We start from the raw sequence: 20,992 nt of genomic DNA on the forward strand, positions 1-20,992 counted from the left end.
CTTCGTGATGTCGAGGGCAAGTGTCGCACATGTTGTTTTTGAAGGCTTCAAAGGTATGCATTTTGAAATATGCTTTTAAATTATGATGTGAGTAGGCACTTTTTTGCTGTAAGGTGCTGTCGCTTGCCGCCCCTTTCGAGTACAGCGCCGTAGCTGCGTTGCGGCCCGGTTTTCAGGCGGGTACGGCCGGTATTCGAAGACGGCCCATTGGTCCATGGCGCATACAGGCTGCCCGGCTCTCTTGCGCTTTTTCCTGCCAGCCGCGTTTTCTGCGTGTTTCCTGCAGCTCCGGCGTGCAGGCTGGCTCTTGCCGCTGGTCTCAGCGGGTATGCCATGATTTATAATAGTGATTGCCCGCATCGGGATGGCTACAATAGTATAGACAAAAAAGTGAGCGAGATGGGTAGGCTACTCGGAAGACTCGTCAGAGAGGCACGGCTTGAACGGAACCTGGGCGGCAAGCCGCTGTCCATACGTCAACTGGCTGACCGCCTGGGAGTGCATCATTCGTATCTCAGCCGCATAGAGCGGGGCGACGATGTATGCCTGAAACCGGACAAACTGCTGAAGCTCGCGGATCTGCTGGGCATGGACCACCACCTCGTGCTGGCCGTGGCGGGCATCGTGCCCGAGCGGCTGCGCGAAGCCATTTTCGACAACCGCAAGGCCTTCACCAGCTTCGTGCGCAATGTGCTGCGCGATGATCCGTCACCCTGCATCCGTGACGTCCATGCAGAGGACCGCGCAAGGCGCTGCTGGCGAATAGCCTATGCCGACGATGCGGACCTGCTGCTGCGCCTTGCCGATGCCATGTCCCGCGAAGGATGGATCGTCTCGCGGCGGGCTCTGGACCATCTGGCGGCTGCCCTGGCCCTGGCCGAGCCTTCCTTTTGCGACGTGGGGCTGGGGCGGGGCGTGGTCAACACGGCGGGCATGCGCAGCCTGAGGATATTTCGGCGGCACGACGCGGGCGGCAAGGGCCGGCTGGCGGTGGTCTACCGTTCCCGCCGGACGGGCACGGGAACTGTGCGCACCGTGGTCGACCTGTTCCGGCGCATGCGTCACGCCTTCGGAGTGCGCGTGCAGGTGACGGACGGCTTCGATGTGGTGGTTTTCGATTCATGCGCGGATCGGGAGGCGGCCAGGGAAGACGCCGGTCCGTTTCGCCCTTTCGGTGGTAATGGCGGTTTCCCCTTGCAGGCCGGGGCGCGCAATTGCCCCGTGCCTGTGGATGGGGGCGATGCGCCCCATGGCGGCCTTACCACGCCGGTCCTGTCGGTGTGCATGTGTTTCCAGTGGGACGAGATGGATGCTTTCTCCGTTTTCGTGGATGCGGGGAAGGGCTTCGCGCAACCAGTAACGAAGGAGTGACCACGTGAACAACGTTCGCGTCAGCATCCGCTTGATTCTGGGCTTCATCTTCGTGGCCGTGCTCACGCTGATCACGGCCGGTTCCGGGTATTTCGCCATCGAGAACGCGGGGGAAAGCCTGCGCGAGGTCAACGAGGAAATGCTGCCCGCCGTGGCCCACACAGGCAGCATGGAACTGGCCATGCGCGGCATCGTGGTGGCCCAGCGCACCCTGATGATGGAGCGCCTTTCGGCCACGGAGCGCGAACGCCAGCGCGAAAACATCCGCCAGGCCCGCGAGGTGATCGCCAAGGCCAAGGGCGAGATGGAGCGGATAGACCTGTCGCCCGCCGTGAAGGAAAAGTGGGCGACCTTCAACACCACGCTGGAGCAGGTGCGCGCCATCAACGACGAGATCATGTCGTCCATCCAGGAGTGGGAGCGGGACATCGCCAATGACGACAAGCAGGCCAAGGCTGCGGACCTCGTTATCGGCAAGGGGGTTCAGGCCAACGCCCGACTGGCGGAAGCCGCCGCCGCAGTGCAGGCAACAGTCCGCGTGGAGGCACGCGCGGCCCGCGCCGCAAGCGCGGCCGACGCCCGCGTTGCCCACAACACCGCCATCGGCCTCGCCATCGGCGCGCCGCTGCTGTCGCTGCTGTTCGGCATTCTCATTTCCCGCTCCATCACCCTGCCGCTGGGCAGGGCGGTGTCGTTCGCGCAACTGGTGGCGGGCGGCAACCTGAACGCCGAACTGGCCGTGCGCGGGCGCGACGAGATCGGCGCGCTGGCCGACGCGTTGCGGGTGATGGTGGACACGCTGAAGCTGAAGATCGCCGAGGCCGAGGACAAGAGCGAGCAGGCCGCCCGTAAGGAGCAGGAAGCCCTTGTGGCCATGCGCGAGGCGGAAGAGGCCCGCAAACAGGCGGAAAGCGCCAAGCGCGAGGGCATGTTGCAGGCCGCCGCGCGGGTGGAGGGCGCGGTGGAGGTGGTGTCTTCCGCGTCCGAGGAGCTTTCGGCCCAGATCGAACAGGCAGACCGGGGCGCGGAGGAGCAGGCCAAGCGCGTTTCAGAGACTGCCACGGCCATGGAGGAAATGAACGCCAGCGTGCTGGAGGTGGCCCGCAACGCCGGGGACACGGCCGAGGTTTCCGACGCCGCCAAGGCCAAGGCCGCGCGTGGGGCCGAATTGGTGGAACGGGTGGTGGGCACCATTGACGGCGTGCGGCGGCAGTCGATGGACCTCAAGACCGACATGGAAGACCTGGGACGCCAGGCGGAGGCCATCGGCCAGATCATGAACGTGATCAGCGATATCGCCGACCAGACCAACCTGCTGGCGCTGAATGCGGCCATTGAGGCCGCGCGGGCCGGTGACGCCGGGCGCGGCTTTGCCGTGGTGGCCGACGAGGTGCGCAAGCTGGCGGAAAAGACCATGCAGGCCACCGTGCAGGTGGGCGATTCCATCCGGGGGGTGCAGCAGGGCACCCGCAAGAACATGGAGAACGTGGACCGCTCGGTGCAGGGAATCGAAGAGGCCACGCTTTTGGTGCGCGAATCGGGCGAGGCGCTGGGCGAGATCGTGCGGCTGGTGGAAACGGCCAGCGACCAGGTGCGGTCCATCGCCACGGCCTCGGAGCAGCAGTCCTCGGCCAGCGAGGAGATCAACCACGCGGTGGAGCAGGTCAGCACCATTTCCGGCGAGACGGCGCAGGCCATGCGCGAATCGGCGCGGGCTGTGTCCGCGCTGGCCGAGCAGGCCCAGGTGCTGAAACGTCTGGTGGACGAGATGAAGGCGGGGTAACCGCCCGCGTTACGGGGCCAGGGAAGAATGAAAGCGGGCCGCCCCTCCGTGCTGGAGGGGCGGCCCGTGTCGTTCCGTGAAAATGCGAGGAAACGTCTAGTTCACGGCTTCACCGCTGCCGTACACCTCGGCCAGGATATCCCCCGCGCCATCGGCCACCAGTTGCGCGGCAAGGTCCAGGCCGACCGTGCGGGCCTGCGCGCCATCGGGGGCGCTTTTGCCGTTCATGGTGCGGCGGATAACCCGCGCGCCGGTCAGGTCGGCCACCAGACCTTCAAGGGTAAAGGTGTCGTTGCCGGTCATCACGGCGTGCCCGGCGATGGGCACCTGGCAGCCGCCCTGCAACCCGGCCAGGAAGCCGCGCTCGGCCTCCACGCGGATGCGGGTGGGCGTGTGTTCCAGAAAGGCCAGCAGGTCATGCAGGTCGGTCCGGTCTGCCCGGAATTCTATGCCCAGCGCGCCCTGGCCCACGGCGGGCAGGAAGGCGGGCGGACCCAGCACCTCGCTCTTGGGCGCGGAAAGGCCAAGGCGCTTCATGCCAGCGGTGGCCATGATGATGGCGTCGAACTGGCCCTCGGAAAGCTTGCGCAGGCGGGTGTCCACGTTGCCGCGCAAGGAGACCACGTTCAGGTCCGGGCGCAGGGCCAGCAACTGCGACTGGCGGCGCAGGCTGCTGGTGCCCACGGTGGCCCCGTGGGGCAGGGCGGCCAGGGATGCGTGGTGCACGGAAAGGAAGGTGTCGGAAGGTTCCTCGCGCTCGGGAATGATGCCCAGCACCAGCCCTTCCGGCAGTTCCATGGGCACGTCCTTCATGCTGTGCACGGCAAGGTCGGCCCGGCCGTCCAGCAGGGCTTCCTCGATTTCCTTCACGAACAGGCCCTTGCCGCCCACCTTGGCCAGCGGCACGTCGAGGATGATGTCGCCCCGAGTCTTCAGCACCAGCAGTTCCACGGAAACGCCGGGGTGCTTGCCCTCGATGCAGGACTTGATGTGTTCGGCCTGCCACAGGGCCAGCTTGCTGCCTCGGGTGGCGATGACGAGTTTCTTCATGTGGTTGGGTGCTGTGAGAGGATGAAATCGTGGGCGTGCGCCAGCGGACGAAAAGACAATCCGGATGCGGCCGCTAGCTGCACGTGGAGCAGTTGCCCCCAGAACACCCGGAGCAGCCGCTGCGGTTGGACTTGGGGAAGGTCACGGTCTGCCCCACGCGCGAGGGCGCGGGCATCTTGAAGCAGGCGCAGGACAGCTGCTTTTCGGTGCGGGCGGAACCGCAGGCGGGGCAGGGCGGCACGTCGTCGCCGAAGACGAGTTCCTCGAACTTCTTGCCGCAGGCGGTACATTCGTATTCAAAGATGGGCATGATGCGGTCTCCTCCAAGGCGGTGCGAAAGGCAGCCCTGCCGTATCGCATGATGGCCCCGTACCATGCGGGGCCGTGCGCGCGGGGCGGAATATGTTCAGGCGGAACGGGGGCCGGGCCGGTGCACCAGCGCGCCGGGCTGGCCGGACGCACTGCCCGCTCGTCACCACGTGCGGGCTAGCCCGGCGTCTGGCCTTCCAGATACGGTTGCAGGGCCAGCACGTTCTCGAACAGGAAATGGTCGGTCAGCTGGCACAGCAGGTGCCCCACGGTGATGTGGATTTCCTGCACCAGCGGGGTGCGTCGGTCGGAAACGTCCAGCAGGTAGTCGCACAGCGGGGCCATTTCGCCGCCGCCGCGCCCGGTCATGCCCACCGTGGCCATGCCCTTGTCGCGCGCGGCCTTCAGCGCCAGCACCACGTTGGGGCTGTTGCCGGATGTGGAAATGCCCACCAGCATGTCGCCGGGCTGGCCCAGCGCCTGCACCTGCTTCAGGAACACCTGCTCGAAGCCGTAATCGTTGCCTATGGCGGTAAGTATCGAGGTGTCGGTGGTCAAGGCCAGCGCGGGCAGGGGCGGGCGCTCCATCATGAACCGGTTCACGAATTCGGCGGCCAGGTGCTGGGCGTCGGCGGCGCTGCCGCCGTTGCCGCAGAACAGTATCTTGCGGCCGCGCGCCAGGGTGAGGGCCATCTGCAGGGCCAGTTCCACCACGCGGTCAGCGTTCTGCTGGAAATAGCGTTCACGAAGCTTCGCGCCTTCGGTGGCGTGTTCGAGCACGATCTGACGGGCGGTGTCGGTCATGGAGCGGTGGATACCTCTGCGGCGGGCCTGCGGGCTGCCCGTGGAAGTTGCGGAACCACTCGGCAGTATACCAAATGGCCGCATGTGACAACCGTGGGGCGCGCCGGTAACGCCCGTGACTCCCGCGAAGTCAGGGGGTGGGCAGGGTGCGGGGCCACCCTTCGCGCCTTCGGGGCGGGGTTCCGCCGCGCCGCCCTTCGCGGTTATTCCTTGAAGGCGCGGGCCGTTTCCTCTAGGAACACTCCATGCACACCGCGCTTCGTTCCATTCTCATCGTCACCAAGTCGGGCCACCGCGAGGCAGAGGCCCTTGGCGAGCGCATGCGCGCCTGGTTCGTCGCGCGCGGCCTTGCGGCGCACGTGGTGGAGAACACGGGCGACGCCGTGTCCCAGGCCGTGGCCGGGCAGGAGTGCAGCCTGGCCCTGGTGCTGGGGGGCGACGGCACCATCCTTGGCGTGGCCCGGCGGCTGCTGGGCACCGGCGTGCCGCTTCTGGGCGTGAACCTGGGCAAGGTGGGCTTTCTGGCCGAGGTTTCCGCCACCCGCTGGGAAGCCAGCCTGGAACGGCTGCTGTCCGGCGGCGTCACCGTGCAGGAACGGCTGGCCCTGTCCTTTCGCGTGGAGCGAGACGGCCGCACCGTACATTCCGGCGGCGCGGTGAACGACGTGGTCATCAATCGCGGGATTCTCGCGCGGGTCATCAACCTGGACCTGCGCGTGGGACAGGAACGGCTGGGCGAACTGCGCGCCGACGGGCTCATCGTATCCACCCCCACCGGGGCCACGGGGTATTCCGTGTCCGCGCGGGGGCCGCTGGTGCACCCGCAGTTGCAGGTGTACACGGTGACGCCCATCTGCCCGTTCCTGAACAACCTGTTGCCGTTGGTGCTGCCCGGCGAGGCCCGGCTTTCCGTGGCGGTGCGCGAGCGCACCACCGACGTCTACCTGACCCAGGACGGGCAGGAAGGCTACGCCCTGCGCGCGGGCGACGTGGTGCACGTGGAGCGCGCGCCCGGCGGCATGCTGTTCGCCGCCATCGAGGAACTTTCGTACTACCGCAAGCTGAAGGCCAAGGGGTTTATCAAGGACCAGGCGTAGGGGCTATTTCCAAATAGTCCTTTCGTCCGTTGGCTACGTCAAACGTCGCCTGCCATTTCGGTCGAATACGGCAAGAGTATGCTCCCTCATGGCAGGCTTGTTTTCCTTGCCAACGAACGAAAATCCTGATTTGGAAACAGCCCCTTGGAGAATCCTTAAGGTCGGGATTGGAGCAAGCCCAATACGATCGGCACCCGTAGACGTTCGCGCTCGCCGCCGGTCCGCCCGCCTCGTTCTCCGCGTCGGCCCTTTGCCGGGGGGCCGCCCCGCCATGCCACCCGGCACGCCGACACGAGGTCGCCATGCGAAAGCTGCCCGAGTTCGACGCCGTCAGGGACATCCGCCTGCGCAAGGACCCCTATTTCGACGCGTGGGTCTACAATTTCATGACCGAGAACAATCTCGAACACCTCATGAACCCCACGCTCATCGCCACGCCGGAGCAGTTGCGCTTCATGGTGGCGCTGGCCGACGACCAGGTCTACGTGCCCTGTTCGGACGAAACATTCCGCCTCATGTGCGCGTCAGAGACGCCACGGGATCTGCAGAAGCAGTACAACCGCGCGTGGCGCATCATCATGCGCCTGGTGCGCAGCGCCACGCACATCGAAAAGCAGGTCAAGCGGCGCATCATGCAGTACTGCCGCCATCGCTTTCGCCTGCACATCAGCCAGCACACCACCATCCCCTCGCGGGTGGTCAAGCGGTTGACCAGCATCGTGCTTACCCAGTCCGGCCAGGAAGACCCGTGGGTGGGCCGCAAGCAGGCCGCCAACCGCAAGGCCCGCGCCTTGTTGCAAGACCCCGCGTTGCAGCGGTTGCTGCGTCGCCCCCCGGCCACGCTGGACCCGCACCGCGACATCGTGGACATGCGCTGGGAACTGGACCTGACCGAACTTGTCCGGCTGCTGCACGTGGCCATGCACGGCCGCCAGTGGCTGGAATGTCCCCCCTCGCCGCTTGCGGTGGAGCAGGCCATGGAATCGGTGGGCGAACCTTCGGCCCAGCTGCGCCTGCTGTTCGGCCCGGAAACCGAGCCCCGCAAGAAGATCCTGTACCTGTGCGACGGCGACGGCGGCGTCATGTTCGACCTCGCCATCGTCAGGGTGCTGCTGCGCATGGGCCACCAGGTGGTGCTGGCCCTGAAGGAGGGCTTCTTCTTCTACGCGCCGGTGATCTGGGACGTGGAGTCCGACCCCACGCTGAAAGAGGAGATGGAGTCCGCCTTCGTGCTGCACGACGACAGGGTGAGCAAGAACGACCTGCTGCGCCACCTGCGCGAGCACCGCTTCGTGGTCATTTCCGACGGCACGCGCGAACGGCTGAACCTGTACCGCGCCAGCGTCACCTTTGCCCGGTCCTGGAAGGAGTGCGACGTGGTCATGGCCAAGGGCTGGCGCGCCGACAACATCTTTCTGCGCACCAGCCACCAGTTCACCCGCGACATCGTGTGCTTCTGGGGCGAGGACGACGGGCAGTGCAACATCGTCTGCAAACCCCGCGCGACCGGGGTGCGCAAGTTTACCGAAAAGGATCTGGCCGGCAAGGCGGCAGAGATCATCGAGGCCATGCGCGCGGCGCGCCAGGCGGGCAAGGCGGTGATGTTCTACAGCTGCATCATCGGCTCCATTCCCGGCCAGACCAAGACCGCCATCGCCGTGGTGGACGCCTTCGTGCGGCACCTGCGCGAGAAGCTGGACACCACCTTCATCGTCAACCCCGCCGAGCACTTCGAGGAAGGCATGGACGGCGACGACCTGATGTTCATGTGGGAGCGGGTGCAGCGTAGCGGGCTCATCGACATCTGGCGTTTCCAGACCGTTGAGGATATAGAGACGAGCTTCGCGCTGCAGGAACGCAAGGTGCCCTCGGCGTGGTCGGGCAAGGACGCCACGTACTCCACCGGCTGCACCAAGGAAATGCAGATCGCCCTCGACATGCAGAAGAAGCACCGCGAACTCCAGATCATCGGCCCGTCGCCGGACAACTTCTTCCGCCGCCGCGAATACGGCGTGGGCAAGTACTTCGACGTGGGCATCAGCGGATAACCGCAGCCTTCAAGGATACACGATGCATACGCCCCATACCGTGGCCGCGCTGCTCACGGACTGTTTCGACGCCCAGCACAAGGCCACCGCCGCTTGGCACATGGCCGAACCCCCGGCGCACAAGCCCGCGCCAATCGTGACGGACGCCCCGGATGCCGTGGCCGACGCCGCGCTGCTGCACCGGCTGGTGCTGGCCCAACACCTGATGAACTTCCGCCTGTGGCACGTGGAGGACACCGCCCGCCGCACCGACGTCGGGCCGGATGTCATCGCCGGGTGCAAGCGCACCATCGACGGCCTGAACCAGAGCCGCAACGACTACATGGAAAAGGTGGATGCCTGCCTGGTGGCGCTGCTGCGCCCGCTGCTGCCCGCGCCCGCCCCCGGTGAGCGCCCGCGCCACAACACCGAGTCGCTGGGCATGGCCGTGGACCGGTTGTCCATTCTCAGCCTGAAGGTCTTCCACATGGAAGAACAGGCCGAACGTACCGACGCCGCGCCCGACCACCGCGAACGCTGCGCCGCCAAGCTGGCCGTGCTGCGCGAGCAGCGCGCCGACCTGGCCCAGGCCGTGCTGGACCTGGCCGCCGAGTTCCTTGACGGCCGCAAGCAGCCCAAGGCCTACTACCAGTTCAAGATGTACAACGATCCCAGCCTTAACCCCGAGCTGTACAAGCACGTAAAGGGGTAGGAGAGGGAGAATTGTGAAGAGAATGACCGGGGGAAGGAACCTTTTGGAAAAGGTTCCTTCCCCCGGACCCCCATCCTCCCAAACTTTTTAGTAGGGGCATACCCCACAAAAAGGGGTCAAGGGGGCGCGGCCCCCTTGCGGGGGGCGGGGCGGAGCCCCGCATTGCCTTTGCATCCAAGCCGTTCAGGAGATTCGTCATGGCCTTGTATGAAGCCGTCATCGGGTTGGAAGTGCACGCCCAGTTGCGCACGCGGTCCAAGCTGTTCTGTTCCTGTTCCACCGCGTTCGGGGCGGCCCCCAACACCAACGTGTGCGAAGTGTGCTCCGGCATGCCCGGCGTGCTGCCGGTGCCCAACGCCCGCGCCGTGGAATACGCCGCCCGCATGGGCATGGCCGTGAACTGCACGGTGAACCCGGTTTCGGTGTTCGCGCGCAAGAACTATTTCTACCCGGACCTGCCCAAGGGCTACCAGATCTCGCAGTTCGAGACGCCCATCTGCGAACACGGCCACCTGGACATCACGGTGAACGGCCAGACGCGCCGCATCGGCATCACGCGCATCCACATGGAGGACGATGCGGGCAAGAACATCCACTCGGCGGGCGACAACGCCAGCTACGTGGACCTGAACCGCTCGGGCGTGCCGCTTATCGAGATCGTCAGCGAGCCGGACATGCGCAGCGCGGAAGAAGCCGTGGCCTACCTGAAGGCCCTGCACTCCATCGTGGTGTACCTTGGCGTGTGCGACGGCAACATGGAGGAGGGCAGCTTCCGCTGCGACGCCAACGTGTCCATCCGCCCGAAGGGACAGAAGGAATTCGGCACCCGCGCGGAGCTGAAGAACCTGAACTCGTTCCGCAACGTGCAGCGGGCCATCGAGTACGAAATCGCCCGCCAGCAGGACGTGCTGGAGGACGGCGATGCCGTGGTGCAGGAAACCCGCCTGTACGACGCGGTGAAGAACGTCACCGTGTCCATGCGCGGCAAGGAAGAAGCCCACGACTACCGCTACTTCCCCGATCCGGACCTGATGCCCGTGCGCATCGCGTCGGAAGACCTGGCCCGCTGGCGCGCCGACCTGCCGGAACTGCCGCAGGCCCGCCGCGCCCGGCTCATGGAACAGCACGGCCTGTCCGAGCAGGACGCCGAGGTGCTTACGGCGGACAGGGCGCTGGCCGATTTCTTCGAGGCGGCCACGGCGGCCTGCGGCCAGCCCAAGAAGGTGGCCAACATGATGCAGGGCGCGCTGCTGCGCGAACTGAACCAGCGCGCGGTGACGGTGGACGCCATCGCCATGCGTCCGGAAGCGCTGGGCGAACTGGTGCGCATCGTCGAGGCCGGGCTGATCAGCGCCAAGATCGCCAACGACATCTTCGGCGAGCTGCTGGAAAGCGGAGCCATGCCCGAGTCCTTCGTGAAGGAGCGCGGGCTGGTGCAGATTTCCGACACCTCGGCCATCGAGACCGCCGTGGACGAGGCCATCGCCGAAAACCCGGCCGAGGTGGAAGCCTACAAGGGCGGCAAGACCAAGCTGATCAGCTTCTTCATGGGGCAGATCATGCGCAAGACCAAGGGCAAGGCCAACCCGGCCCTGGTTACCGAACTGCTGCAGAAGAAGCTGGGGTAGCCCCCGGAACGACAACGACGCCAGACGCAACGCGGGGCGAAGGAACCGGTAGGGTTTCTTCGCCCGCTTCATTTTGGGGACGGGGGAAGGGAGCCGTGTTCAGCGCAAGGCCGCCAGCCCGGCCTCTTGCGCGGCCTCGGTGAAGTCGTCCATTTCCGGGCCGTGGTCGTACCCGGCCAGGTGGCCAAGGCCGTGCGCCAAAAGGCGCAGGGCGTGTTCCACCGGCTCCTGCCCGTACAGCAGGCATTCGCGCCGCCAGGTATCCAGCGACAGCACCAGCCAGCCCAGATGGCTGGGGGGGGCTTCGTCCGCCCCATCATGCGGGCCGTCATGCGGACCGTCTTCCGGCAGAACGGGGGGCATGGCGGGCTCACCGTCTTGGGCGGGAAAGGACAGGATGTTGGTGGGGCCGGTGCAGCCAAGGTGTACGGCATTCAGGCGGGCGATTTCCTCGTCGCCCACCAGGTCCAGCTCCACGGCGCACCCGGCAAGGCCCGTGGCCTCCTGCATGGCCGCGAACACGGCGCGCAGTTCGCCGGGGGCCAGGGGCAGCATCCAGCCCATGCCGAGTGCGCGGCGCAACACCAGCATGGCGGCCTAGACGGGCTTGGCGGGCTTGGCGTTCGCCTCGGGCCCGGCGGATTCCGGAGCGTCCTGTGCAGGGTTCGGCGAAGCGTTCGGCGGAACGTCCGCCTTCACCGGGCCGTCGCCGTTGCCGCCATCCAGCGTGCCGTAGCAGCAGGGCATGGCCGGTTGCGGCTCGTTGCAGGCGGGGCAGGGCGGACACTCCGGGCAGGGGCCGTCGGGCTTCCTGCCGCTCTTTTCGGTCGCTTTGCCGCTCCTGTCCTGTCCGCTTTTCTCGGCTCCGTTCCTGTCACCATTTTTTTCGGGGCACTTTTCCGCGCCCTTCTCGCCGCATTTGGGCGCGTCACGATCTGGGCTGCGGTCGGGCTGGCCGGGCTTTGCCGCGTCCGGGTAGCCGATGCGCTGGTGGAACAACCCGGTGAGGATGCGGTGGAAGTTCTCGCCCAGCTTGTGCAGGTCCTTGAAGGTCAGTTCCGATTCGTCAAGCTGCCCTTCGGCGAAGATGCCCTTGACGATGGTGTCGATGTGCCCCTTGATGCGCGCCGGAGTGGGGTCCACCAGCGTGCGGCTGGACGCCTCCACGGCGTCGGCCAGCATGACGATGGCCGCCTCGCGCGTCTGCGGGCGCGGGCCGGGGTACTGGTAGTCCTGTTCGCGCGGGTTTTCGCCCAGGTTCACGGCCTTCTGGTAGAAGTAGCGGATTACCCGCGTGCCGTGGTGCTGGCCGATGATGTCCACGATCTCCTGCCCCAGGCGGTGCTGCTGGGCCAGTTCCGCGCCCTTCTTGACGTGCGAGGTAAGAATCAGCGCGCTCATGGACGGGGCCAGCTTGTCGTGCTTGTTGCGCCCGCCGAACTGGTTCTCGATGAAGTATTCCGGGCGGCTCAGCTTGCCGATGTCGTGGTACAGCGCGGCCACCTTGCACAGCAGGCTGTTGGCCCCGATGGCCTTGGCCCCGGCCTCGACCATGTTCGAGACGATGAGCGAGTGGTGGTAGGTGCCGGGCACGGCCACCATCAGGTCCTGCAGCAGCGGCTGTTCCAGGTTCATCAGCTCCATGAGCCTGAAGCGCGTGGTGTAGCCCAGGCACAGCTCGATGATGGGCGAGAGCGCGAACAGCAGCAGCAGCGAGAGCATGGCGTTGACCACCACGGCCAGCAGCCCCCACGCCAGTGCGGCCGGGTCCACGTGCCCGCCCAGCGCGGTGGCCCCCAGCCAGACCAGGCCCAGGCCCGCGCACAGCGGCAGCATGCTCCACACCACGTCCTGGCGGGTCTGGGCGCGGGTGACCAGCCAGGTGTTCCACATGGCTCCCAGAAAATAGAACATGAACAGGGCAAGGCCCCCGTCGGCCAGCACGGTGCAGAAGAAAGCCAGCAAGAGCCCGGTGACGCAGTAGCGCCGGGCCGAAAAGATCAGCGCGGCAAGGCCCGCCGCCCCGGCCACGGGAAAGGCGAAGGCCAGCACCTCGGGCGTCAGGCCGCCCCCCTGTTCCAGCACCCGCTGACCAAGCAGGGTCAGGCCCTTGGACATCAGCGCGAACACCAGCAGCAACAGCGCCACGAAGAACAGGTCCTTCTGGCGCACGGCGGAACCCATGCGCCCGCTGGGCGAGAACAGCATGCCCGTGCCCAGCAGCAGGGACGTCAGCAGCACCCCGGCCACGGTGGCCATGTGCACCTTTTCGCCCTTGCGCGCCCACAGGGCCTGCAACTTCAACTGTTGCTCGCGGCTTACCCGTTCACCCTGGCGCACCACCACCTCGCCCTTCTGGATGCGGTAGAACACCGGCTCCACGGCGCCGGCCATTTCCGCGACCCGAGCGTCGGTGGCCTCGCGGTTCAGGGTAAGGGTGGGCGAGAGCAGGGGCGACAGCAGCAGCACGGCGGTGCGGCGCACAGCCAGCGAGGCCTTGGTTTCGTTCTTCAGGTTCTGGCTCAATTCCGAAACCACGGACCGCAGGTCGTGCAGGTTCTGCAAATCGGTGCGCAGGGTTTCGCCGCCGGTGGCCAGATCGCGCAGCAACACCCCGCCCTTGAACTGGAGCACGATGCGCGTGTCGGCCGAAACGCCTTCGGCCAGGCGCGATTCCACCCACGGCAGGGCGCGGGTGGTGACCAGGGCCTGCAATTCTTCGCTGGCCAGCACGGCCAGGGTGCGTTCGGTGATTTCCGCGCCCAGGGCCTCGGCCAGCTGCCAGCGCAGTTGTTCCTGCTCGGCCGGGTCGGCGTGGTTCACGGCCAGGAAGATGTCGTGCACGCGCTGGCGCAGCAGCGCGATGGGCTCGCGGCTCAGGTCGAACACGGCGGGCTGCAGTTGGGCCACCTGATCGCGCCGGGCGCGGGTGCCCTGCTGGTCTTCCACCAGCAGGTCGCGGTCGGCCGTCACCTCTTGCGCGGCGATCTCGCCAGCCACGAACAGCCGCACCGAGGGCGAAAGGTTGGCGCCCGCCAGCACGGCCAGCGCGACCATGGTCAGGCAGAAGAAGAACAATCCCGGCCCGGCCTGGTGCCGGGCCAGCCAGCGGATGGGCGCGGCCACGAACTCGGCCGTCAGCGCCCTGGGTCTAGCGGGAGTTTGCTGTTTCGTGGCGTTCATAGGCCTGCACGATCCTCCCCACCAGGGGGTGGCGGATCACGTCGTCTTCATGGAAGCGGATGGAGCGGATGCCCTTGACGCCTTCAAGCACGCGCAAGGCGTGCACCAGGCCGGAGCGCGCAAGCGCGTCGGCCTTGCCCGAGGCGGGCAGGTCTATCTGGGTGATGTCGCCGGTGATCACCGCGCGCGAGCCGAAGCCCAGGCGGGTGAGGAACATCTTCATCTGTTCCTGGGTGGTGTTCTGCGCCTCGTCCAGGATGATGAACGCGTCGTTCAGGGTACGGCCGCGCATGAAGGCCAGCGGGGCGATCTCGATGATGCCCGTCTCCAGCATGTCGGACACCTTCTGGAAGTCCTGCATGTCGTGCAGGGCGTCGTACAGCGGGCGCAGGTAGGGGTTCACCTTCTCCACCAAGTCGCCGGGCAGGAAGCCCAGCTTTTCCCCCGCCTCCACGGCGGGCCGGGTGAGGATGATGCGCTTGACCTTCTTGGCCAGCAGCATGGAAAGGGCCACGGCCACGGCAAGATAGGTCTTGCCGGTGCCCGCCGGGCCCACGGCGAAGACCATGTCGTTTTCGCGCAGGGCGGCCACGTAGTCGCGCTGGCTCAAGGTCTTGGGGGTGATGGTCTTGCGGGGGGAAACCACGAACACCGCATCGCGGAAGATGCGCCGCAGGTCGGCCGAGGGGTCGCGGTCGAGCATGCCGTAGGCATAGGCCATGTCGCGCGGGTAGACGGGGTGGCCCGACTTCAGCAGGCCGTACAGCTGCGCCAGCAGGTTCAGCACCGTTTCGCGCACGCGGGGGTCTTCGGCCTCCACGGTGACGGTGGACCCGCGCGTATCCAGGCGCACGCCGGACTTTTCGGCGATCAGGGAAAGATTGGCGTTGTGCGCGCCGAACAGCTGGTTGGCCAGTGCTGCGTCGTCGAATTCCAGCGTGGCGGCGGTGGTGGTTTGCGACATGAGTCTCGCTGGGTTGTGGTGGGCGGAGTGGCGTTGCGGGCCATGCATGGCGAACGCCTGCGGGCCGGTCCGGGATGCGCCGCCGTGCGGCATGCGGTCCGGGAGCGGCCAGGGCTCCGGCCGGGCGCTGGCCCGGCTGCGGCTAGGCGGCGAAATGCCCGAATGGCGAGAAGATGGGGCGCGCCGCGTGGATGTCCGTTACCGCCCCGATAGCCCGTTTCCGGCGTGGCGTCCAATGGTTTCACCGCCTAGGGCGCGGCGGTATGCGCTGGCGGATGCGCGTGCGCGGGGATGGCCGCGCCCGCCCGGAAAGCGCGGGGATGGATGTCGGCACGGCAACTGCCGTGAGTCCGCGCTGGCATGGCCGATGCATTAAGAAGTGTAAAGGCGGAACCCGGAAAAATCGTCCGCCCCGGAGGCAGCATGTCCATCTCGTCCATCTACAGCAGTTACGGCACCTACGGCATCGACCTTTCGATGAAGAAGACACAGGAACAGGCGGAGAGCGGCTCGTCCTCCTTGTCCGCCTCTTCTTCATCCACCTCGTCCTCTTCGTCCAACACGGTGACCGGGCTTTCGCTCGACTACCTGAGCCAGCTTTCCGCCGTGCTGAAGGAAATTTCTCCCAACGCCAGCGGCAAGCTGACCTTCAGCATGGTGGAGGACTACCGCAAGGACCTGGAGGAGGAGTTTTCCGCCAAGGTGCGCGAAGACCTGACCAAGCTTGGGGTGGACAAGGACGTGGAATTCCGGGTGGTCACCAATGACAAGACCGGCGGCGTCTCGGTGATCACCGACAGCGAGGACAAGGCCAAGATAGAGAAATATTTCAAGGACAACCCGGACATGGTCAAAAAGTTCCAGAAGATCCAGACGTTGTCCAACCTCGAGAAGGCCCGCAAGGCGGAAGGATATTCCGCCCAGGACGTGAAGACCCGTCTGCAGATGGAAGCCATGAGCGCCTGGTGGAGCGAGGACGGCGCGTCCTCGCAGATCATGGACTTTACGGGGGGGCAGGCCACGTTTCTTGCCGGTTTGAGCGCGCGGGTGTAGCCCGGCGCGCAGGCGGCGCGCCTAGTGCGGCCCCATGCCCTTGCATGCATTTCATGCCCCCGGACATTCCGCGCGGCTTTCCCGCTACGCAGGTTTTCCTGCCAGCCGGGCGGAGCGGAATGGCCGGGGGTTGTCATTGCCGGGCGATTGCGGCATGACGTGCCCGTGAACGCACCAGACCCCGCCACCCTTGCGGCCGCACCCGCCGCAGCGCCGTCCCCCGTGGGGGGCGACACGCCGTTGCGCACCATCCAGGTGGTCAACGTGCGCTGGTTCAACGCCACGGCGTGGTACGGCATGATGCTGGCCCGCCTGTTGCGCGAGGCCGGGCACGAAACCCTGGTGCTGGGCCTTGCGGGCACCGAATCCTTCGAGCGCGCCCGCGCCTGGGGGCTGGACCCCATCCCCCTGCCGCTGAATGCCGCCAATCCCGTCACCCTTGCCGGGCTGTACGGCTCGCTGCACCGCATCGTGCGCGATTTTCGCCCCCACGTGGTCAACTGCCACCGGGGGGAAGCCTTCGTGCTGTGGGGCCTGTTGAAGGCGCTGCACGCGCGCGGGCCGCACCGCTTCGGGCTGGTGCGCACGCGCGGCGACCAGCGCCTGCCGAAAGGCAACCGGCCCAACCTGTTCCTGCACACCCGCGTGGCCGATGCGGTCGTTGCCACCAACTCGGTGATGGCCGGGCACTTCATCCATGAAATGGGCGTGCCCGCAGACCGGGTGCATACCATTCTCGGCGGGGTGGACGAGGCCGTGTTCCGCTTCGACGCGGCGGGCCGCGCCCGCGTGCGCGCCGAATACGGCTGGACGGACGACGATTTCGTGGTGGGGCTGCTGGGCCGGTTCGACGCGGTGAAGGGCCAGCGCGAACTCATCGAGACGGTGGCGGGGCTGCGCGCGGGCCGCTGGGACGGCACGCCCCGTCAGAGCCTGCGGCTGATGCTGGCCGGGTTCGATTCCGCCACGCCCGAGGCCACGGTGCGCGGCTGGCTGCGCGAGGCGGGCATCGAGGACAGTTCGGTGATCACCGGCAAGCGGCCCGACGTGGCGGCGTGCATCTCGGCCATGGACCTTGGGGTGGTGGCCTCGCTGTGGTCGGAAACCATTGCCCGCGCCGCGCTGGAGATCATGGCCTGCGGCAGGCCGCTGGTGTCCACCACCGTGGGGGTCATGCCCGACCTTCTGCCCCACGGCGCATTGGTTCCGCCGGGCGATGCGGCGGCCATGGCTGGGGCCATCGCCCACGCCATGGACAGCCCGCCGTGGCTGGAAATATTGCGCGACGCCTGTGGTCTGCGCATCGCCAGCCTGCACCGGGCGGACTTTCTGAACCGCACCCTTGCCGTCTATCGGGACGTGTGCCGCGGCGTGTGGCAAGGCGCCTGCCGCCTGAATGGTCCTGACACCCCAGACACCCCTGACCACGCGCGCGGGGCCTGACGTCCGCCACATATTTCCCCATCCCGACGGCGCGTCCGCGCCGCCACACCATGCACCACGGGCGGGGCCGCCCACGCCGCTCCGCCACGCAAGAGCCAGAGCAGGAGACACACCAGTGAGCCTCAAGAGTTTCGCCAGCGACAACACCTCGGGCGTGCACCCGCGCATTCTCGCCGCCATGGAGCGCGCCAACGCCGGGCAGGCCCGCCCCTACGGGCAGGACCCGTACACCGAGCAGGCGAAAGAGGTATTCGCCCAGCACTTCGGGCCGGACATCGACATGTACTTCGTGTTTCTGGGCACGGCTGCCAACGTGCTGGGGCTGCGCGCCGTGACCCGGCCGTGGCATTCGGTGGTCTGCGCGGACGTGGCGCACATCAACGTGGACGAATGCGGCGCGCCGGAATCGGTTACCGGGTCGAAGCTCCAGGTCATCCCCTCGCACGACGGGCGCATCCGGGTCATGGACGTGGTGCCGCTGCTGCACATGATCGGCAACTTCCACCACAGCCAGCCCCGGGTCATTTCCATCACCCAGTCCACGGAGCTTGGCACGGTGTATTCCCCGGCGCAGGTGCGCGCCCTGGCCGATTTCGCCCACGCCAACGGCATGCTGCTGCACATGGACGGCGCGCGGCTGGCCAACGCGGCGGCGGCGCTGGACGTGAGCCTTGCGGAACTTACCCGCGACGCGGGCGTGGACGTGCTGTCCTTTGGCGGCACCAAGAACGGCATGATGTTCGGCGAGGCGGTGATCTTCTTCAACCCCGAACTGTCGCGCGAATTCAACTTCATCCGCAAGCAGGGCATGCAGCTCATTTCCAAGATGCGCTTCATCGCCGCGCAGTTCATCGAAATGCTGCACGACGGCCTGTGGCTGGAAAACGCCCGCAACGCCAACCAGATGGCCCGGCTGATGGCCGACAGCCTGCGCGGCCTGCCCCACGTCACCATCACCCGGCCGGTGGAGGCCAACGCGGTGTTCGCGCGCCTCTCGCCCGAGCACATCGCCCGGTTGCAGCAGGATTTCTACTTCTATGAATGGGACCCGGTGCTGCACGAGGTGCGCTGGATGACCAGCTTCGACACCACCGAGGAAGACGTGCGGGCATTCACCGACGCCGTGAAGGCGCTGGGGTAGGGAGGGCGGCCGTTCGACACGACTGCGGCGGCAGGATGATGAAAGAGTGGGCGTATGCATCTGCATACGCCCACTCATGCATTTGTACGGAAAGCGTGTTCGATAAGGCGTTAGTCGTAACAATCATCGCCCGCATGCAGTATCCTGGGGCGAAATTCAAGCCAAACGTTTCTGCAGCGGTAAGCGGGTAGCCGCCATGCCGCAGTCAGGCCGGATATCAGGGGGATATCAGAACTCGTACATCAGCGACAGATTGCCCCCCACGCCCTCGCGCACGCCGGTATAGCCCTGTGCGCCCAGATCAAGCGAAAAGCCGCTGTCTGGCAGGGGTTTCCAGATAATGCCCGCCTCGCCCACGCCCGTGCCGCCCTTCAGGGTTGGCGCGGGTGCGTCGACCCCGGCCACCACGCTGTGCGCCGTGCCGTCGAATTCGTATTCCCATGCCGCGCCGGTGTACGGCGTGATGCACTTGTTCAGCGCATAGCCAAAGCGCGCCCCAAGGCGGGTGCGGTACGAATCCACGTCGTCGAACGTTACCGGGTCGCCCAGTATGCGCACGTCCGCCCCCGTGGTGTGCGTCCAGAGGTACTTGCCGTACAGGTCAAGCCAGGCCTGTTCGCTGATGTTCCAGATGTACCCCACGCCAGCGTGCGCGCCGTAGTAGGCGACGTTGATGTCGTATTCGGCCTCTCCCAGCGTGGGGTTCAGGTCGTCGCTCCTGTAGTCGGAACTGAGTCTGCCCGCGCGCACCGTTGCTTCTGCGTACAGCCCGCGCGCCATGCCGTCGGTGGCTTCCACCCGGCCCAGCAGGCCGCCGCCGTTGGAACGGCTGTCGCCCCGGGCCGTGATGCTATCGCCCGCCGCCGTTTCGTTGTGGCTGTCGTAGGAGCCGACGCTTGTTTCGAAGAAGGCCCCCACAAGCAGGTCGGTGCCGCTTACCGGCAGGCGTTTGGCCAGACCGGTCATGAGCGAGAAGCTCTGCACGTCCACATGAGACCCGGTTGCATAGCGGGATGTGCCGCCGGACGTGGCCCCGAAGCCAGCCCAGCCAGCCTGCGCCATGTTGTCCGCGCCAAGGACGGCTGCCGCGCGCGCGTTGCCCATGCCCGGCCCGGCCGCAAGGTCCGCGCCTTGCGTCACAAGGGCGACGCCAGCCGCCTTGCCCTCGGACGGGGATTTGCGCACGCTTTCGTCCGTCTGTTCGATGCTGGTCACACGGGCCAACAGGCTGTTGACGGTTGTTTCCAGGCCGAAGGTGTAGAGGCTGGAAATGCCCGCCATGCCCGTTGTGGTGTTGGTCATGCCCGTGTCGGCGAAGAGAAAGGAGGTGCTTTTGATGAGGGTAACGGTGTCGTTGACGGCCAGCGGGGTTCCGCCGCCCACGATGCCGACGCCCACGGTGGTCGGGGCGGTGGAAGGGCCGCTGGAGGGCGTCTCGATAACAACTCCGTTATCCACGGTAAGCACCGTGTCGCCCGCCCTGACCGTATCGGGCAGGTAGAAGCGGAAGTGCTGGAAATTATCGATACCAGATGTCTGAAGGTTCAGGGTGTGGATTTCCAGCGTGTTGCCGGTGCGGGTGTCCTGGAGAGCACTCATGCCGTCCCAATGGAAGCGACCACCAACAAGGCCGGAATTGCGGAGGTCGGGGGTGCCGAAGATGCGCAGGGTGTTGCCGGTGGCGGTGCCAGCCTGAGAATACCCCCCAAATACCATGGTGCTTATCGCGCCGCCGGTGATGGTTACGATGTTGTTGCTGGCGCTGCCGGAACCGTCGCTGAAGCCGCCGTATATCCCTTCTCCCGTGTGTGTGCCGCCGGTTACTGTTACACTGTTGCCATTGGCGTTGCCGGCATCGCTGAAGCCGCCGATTATGGGGCCGGTTATGCCGGTGTCGATGGTGACGTTTCCGCCTGTGGCGTCAGAGGCGTCGGGCCGATAGACGCCAACGTAGCCGGGATTGGCGAATTGCATGCTCGGCAAGGCGAAGGTGGCACCGCCCGAGTTGGCGGCCCGTGTTGGTGCGGCCAGCGCGAGCAGCGCGAAAAAGAGTAGCGCCGCCGCAGCGCGCGCGGAATGGCTGCGTGCGCGCCGTGGAGATTTTTTTGCCTGTGGGCCCCCCTGGCGCAAGGACAAAAACATGACTCCCCCCTGATGTAATGCTGTGGTGTGGTGCTTCCTCTGGTGATTTGCGGGCGTAAGAATGCCCGGTGCAGCACGCGCTGGCATCGGGCATTGATTGCGGCTCGGTTCTATCGGATGTTATCTAAACTACACGTATGTTAACTAAATGCAAAGCAGATGTAAAGTGAATGTAAGGCTGCCATGCCCCGTATCGGTTGCAAGTTTAGGCCGTGGGCATGGGGGTGTCGTGGGGCGTCAGAATTTGATAGTGGCGCTTCATATGGCGGATTTACCACTGCACTG

The 20,992-nt window shown here is 66.3% G+C and carries 16 protein-coding genes; 9 read left to right on the forward strand and 7 right to left on the reverse strand.

Annotated features, from left to right (window positions below):
• Positions 1-333: 333 nt before the first annotated feature.
• Positions 334-1,371: a helix-turn-helix domain-containing protein gene (locus RVX_RS07090; RefSeq protein ID WP_116305308.1), complete on the forward strand. Its 1,038-nt coding sequence runs from the start codon at positions 334-336 to the stop codon at positions 1,369-1,371.
• A gap of 4 nt (positions 1,372-1,375) precedes the next feature.
• The gene (locus RVX_RS07095; RefSeq protein ID WP_116305309.1) at positions 1,376-3,154 is read left to right on the forward strand and encodes a methyl-accepting chemotaxis protein; all 1,779 of its coding nucleotides are present in this window, start codon (positions 1,376-1,378) and stop codon (positions 3,152-3,154) included.
• 96 nt (positions 3,155-3,250) lie between these two features.
• Here the strand turns inward: RVX_RS07095 and hemC are convergent, their stop codons facing one another.
• The 3 genes from hemC to RVX_RS07110 all read right to left on the reverse strand — a co-directional run bounded on the left by hemC (position 3,251) and on the right by RVX_RS07110 (position 5,317).
• On the reverse strand, positions 3,251-4,204 hold the full coding sequence (hemC, locus tag RVX_RS07100) for a hydroxymethylbilane synthase (protein ID WP_116305310.1): 954 nt from the start codon (positions 4,202-4,204) through the stop codon (positions 3,251-3,253).
• Between the two features lie 73 nt (positions 4,205-4,277).
• Positions 4,278-4,514 (reverse strand): FmdB family zinc ribbon protein, encoded by a 237-nt coding sequence (locus tag RVX_RS07105; protein WP_116305311.1) that lies wholly within the window; start codon positions 4,512-4,514, stop codon positions 4,278-4,280.
• Between the two features lie 176 nt (positions 4,515-4,690).
• The gene (locus RVX_RS07110) at positions 4,691-5,317 is read right to left on the reverse strand and encodes a D-sedoheptulose 7-phosphate isomerase (protein WP_116305312.1); all 627 of its coding nucleotides are present in this window, start codon (positions 5,315-5,317) and stop codon (positions 4,691-4,693) included.
• A gap of 245 nt (positions 5,318-5,562) precedes the next feature.
• On the opposite strand from RVX_RS07110, the gene RVX_RS07115 reads away from it, so the two are divergent.
• From RVX_RS07115 to gatB, 4 genes are all read left to right on the forward strand, one after another.
• A complete protein-coding gene (locus tag RVX_RS07115) occupies positions 5,563-6,414 on the forward strand; it encodes an NAD(+)/NADH kinase (RefSeq protein ID WP_116305313.1) in 852 nt (283 codons plus the stop codon).
• A gap of 302 nt (positions 6,415-6,716) precedes the next feature.
• Positions 6,717-8,462, forward strand: a complete 1,746-nt coding sequence (locus RVX_RS07120; protein WP_116305314.1) for a hypothetical protein — start codon at positions 6,717-6,719, stop codon at positions 8,460-8,462.
• 22 nt (positions 8,463-8,484) lie between these two features.
• Positions 8,485-9,153 carry a DUF4254 domain-containing protein gene (locus tag RVX_RS07125; RefSeq protein ID WP_116305315.1) on the forward strand — a complete coding sequence of 223 codons (669 nt, stop codon included), beginning with the start codon at positions 8,485-8,487 and terminating at the stop codon, positions 9,151-9,153.
• Positions 9,154-9,350: 197 nt separating this feature from the next.
• Positions 9,351-10,781: an Asp-tRNA(Asn)/Glu-tRNA(Gln) amidotransferase subunit GatB gene (gatB, locus tag RVX_RS07130; protein WP_116305316.1), complete on the forward strand. Its 1,431-nt coding sequence runs from the start codon at positions 9,351-9,353 to the stop codon at positions 10,779-10,781.
• A 99-nt stretch (positions 10,782-10,880) separates the two neighbouring features.
• Here the strand turns inward: gatB and ybeY are convergent, their stop codons facing one another.
• The 3 genes from ybeY to RVX_RS07145 are packed head-to-tail and all read right to left on the reverse strand — an operon-like array spanning position 10,881 to position 14,928.
• On the reverse strand, positions 10,881-11,372 hold the full coding sequence (ybeY, locus tag RVX_RS07135; protein ID WP_116305317.1) for an rRNA maturation RNase YbeY: 492 nt from the start codon (positions 11,370-11,372) through the stop codon (positions 10,881-10,883).
• Between the two features lie 6 nt (positions 11,373-11,378).
• On the reverse strand, positions 11,379-13,964 hold the full coding sequence (locus tag RVX_RS07140; RefSeq protein ID WP_230404454.1) for an HD family phosphohydrolase: 2,586 nt from the start codon (positions 13,962-13,964) through the stop codon (positions 11,379-11,381).
• Positions 13,933-14,928, reverse strand: coding sequence for a PhoH family protein (locus RVX_RS07145; RefSeq protein ID WP_007522364.1), 996 nt, complete (start codon positions 14,926-14,928; stop codon positions 13,933-13,935). The genes RVX_RS07140 and RVX_RS07145 overlap by 32 nt, the downstream gene beginning before the upstream one ends.
• Positions 14,929-15,351: 423 nt before the next feature.
• Here RVX_RS07145 and RVX_RS07150 point away from each other — a divergent pair, with 423 nt between their 5' ends.
• The 3 genes from RVX_RS07150 to RVX_RS07160 all read left to right on the forward strand — a co-directional run bounded on the left by RVX_RS07150 (position 15,352) and on the right by RVX_RS07160 (position 18,565).
• On the forward strand, positions 15,352-15,981 hold the full coding sequence (locus RVX_RS07150; RefSeq protein ID WP_230404456.1) for a hypothetical protein: 630 nt from the start codon (positions 15,352-15,354) through the stop codon (positions 15,979-15,981).
• Between the two features lie 240 nt (positions 15,982-16,221).
• The gene (locus tag RVX_RS07155) at positions 16,222-17,424 is read left to right on the forward strand and encodes a glycosyltransferase (RefSeq protein ID WP_116306434.1); all 1,203 of its coding nucleotides are present in this window, start codon (positions 16,222-16,224) and stop codon (positions 17,422-17,424) included.
• Positions 17,425-17,539: 115 nt separating this feature from the next.
• Positions 17,540-18,565, forward strand: a complete 1,026-nt coding sequence (locus RVX_RS07160) for a threonine aldolase family protein (protein WP_116305320.1) — start codon at positions 17,540-17,542, stop codon at positions 18,563-18,565.
• Between the two features lie 228 nt (positions 18,566-18,793).
• On the opposite strand, the gene RVX_RS07165 is transcribed toward RVX_RS07160, so the two are convergent.
• The gene (locus RVX_RS07165; protein WP_230404457.1) at positions 18,794-20,539 is read right to left on the reverse strand and encodes an autotransporter outer membrane beta-barrel domain-containing protein; all 1,746 of its coding nucleotides are present in this window, start codon (positions 20,537-20,539) and stop codon (positions 18,794-18,796) included.
• Positions 20,540-20,992: the final 453 nt, after the last annotated feature.

This window comes from Nitratidesulfovibrio sp. HK-II, from assembly GCF_003402415.2.
Lineage (GTDB): Bacteria > Desulfobacterota > Desulfovibrionia > Desulfovibrionales > Desulfovibrionaceae > Cupidesulfovibrio.

Bases quoted from the DNA above. Each gene is read 5' to 3' on its own strand.
- RVX_RS07115 (WP_116305313.1), top strand. From the start codon at position 5,563: ATGCACACCGCGCTTCGTTCCATTCTCATCGTCACCAAGTCGGGCCAC.
- gatB (WP_116305316.1), top strand. From the start codon at position 9,351: ATGGCCTTGTATGAAGCCGTCATCGGGTTGGAAGTGCACGCCCAGTTG.
- RVX_RS07145 (WP_007522364.1), bottom strand. From the start codon at position 14,928: ATGTCGCAAACCACCACCGCCGCCACGCTGGAATTCGACGACGCAGCA.
- hemC (WP_116305310.1), bottom strand. From the start codon at position 4,204: ATGAAGAAACTCGTCATCGCCACCCGAGGCAGCAAGCTGGCCCTGTGG.
- RVX_RS07105 (WP_116305311.1), bottom strand. From the start codon at position 4,514: ATGCCCATCTTTGAATACGAATGTACCGCCTGCGGCAAGAAGTTCGAG.
- RVX_RS07120 (WP_116305314.1), top strand. From the start codon at position 6,717: ATGCGAAAGCTGCCCGAGTTCGACGCCGTCAGGGACATCCGCCTGCGC.
- RVX_RS07090 (WP_116305308.1), top strand. From the start codon at position 334: ATGATTTATAATAGTGATTGCCCGCATCGGGATGGCTACAATAGTATA.
- RVX_RS07125 (WP_116305315.1), top strand. From the start codon at position 8,485: ATGCATACGCCCCATACCGTGGCCGCGCTGCTCACGGACTGTTTCGAC.
- RVX_RS07150 (WP_230404456.1), top strand. From the start codon at position 15,352: ATGTCCATCTCGTCCATCTACAGCAGTTACGGCACCTACGGCATCGAC.
- RVX_RS07165 (WP_230404457.1), bottom strand. From the start codon at position 20,539: ATGCAATTCGCCAATCCCGGCTACGTTGGCGTCTATCGGCCCGACGCC.
- RVX_RS07110 (WP_116305312.1), bottom strand. From the start codon at position 5,317: ATGACCGACACCGCCCGTCAGATCGTGCTCGAACACGCCACCGAAGGC.
- RVX_RS07140 (WP_230404454.1), bottom strand. From the start codon at position 13,964: ATGAACGCCACGAAACAGCAAACTCCCGCTAGACCCAGGGCGCTGACG.
- ybeY (WP_116305317.1), bottom strand. From the start codon at position 11,372: ATGCTGGTGTTGCGCCGCGCACTCGGCATGGGCTGGATGCTGCCCCTG.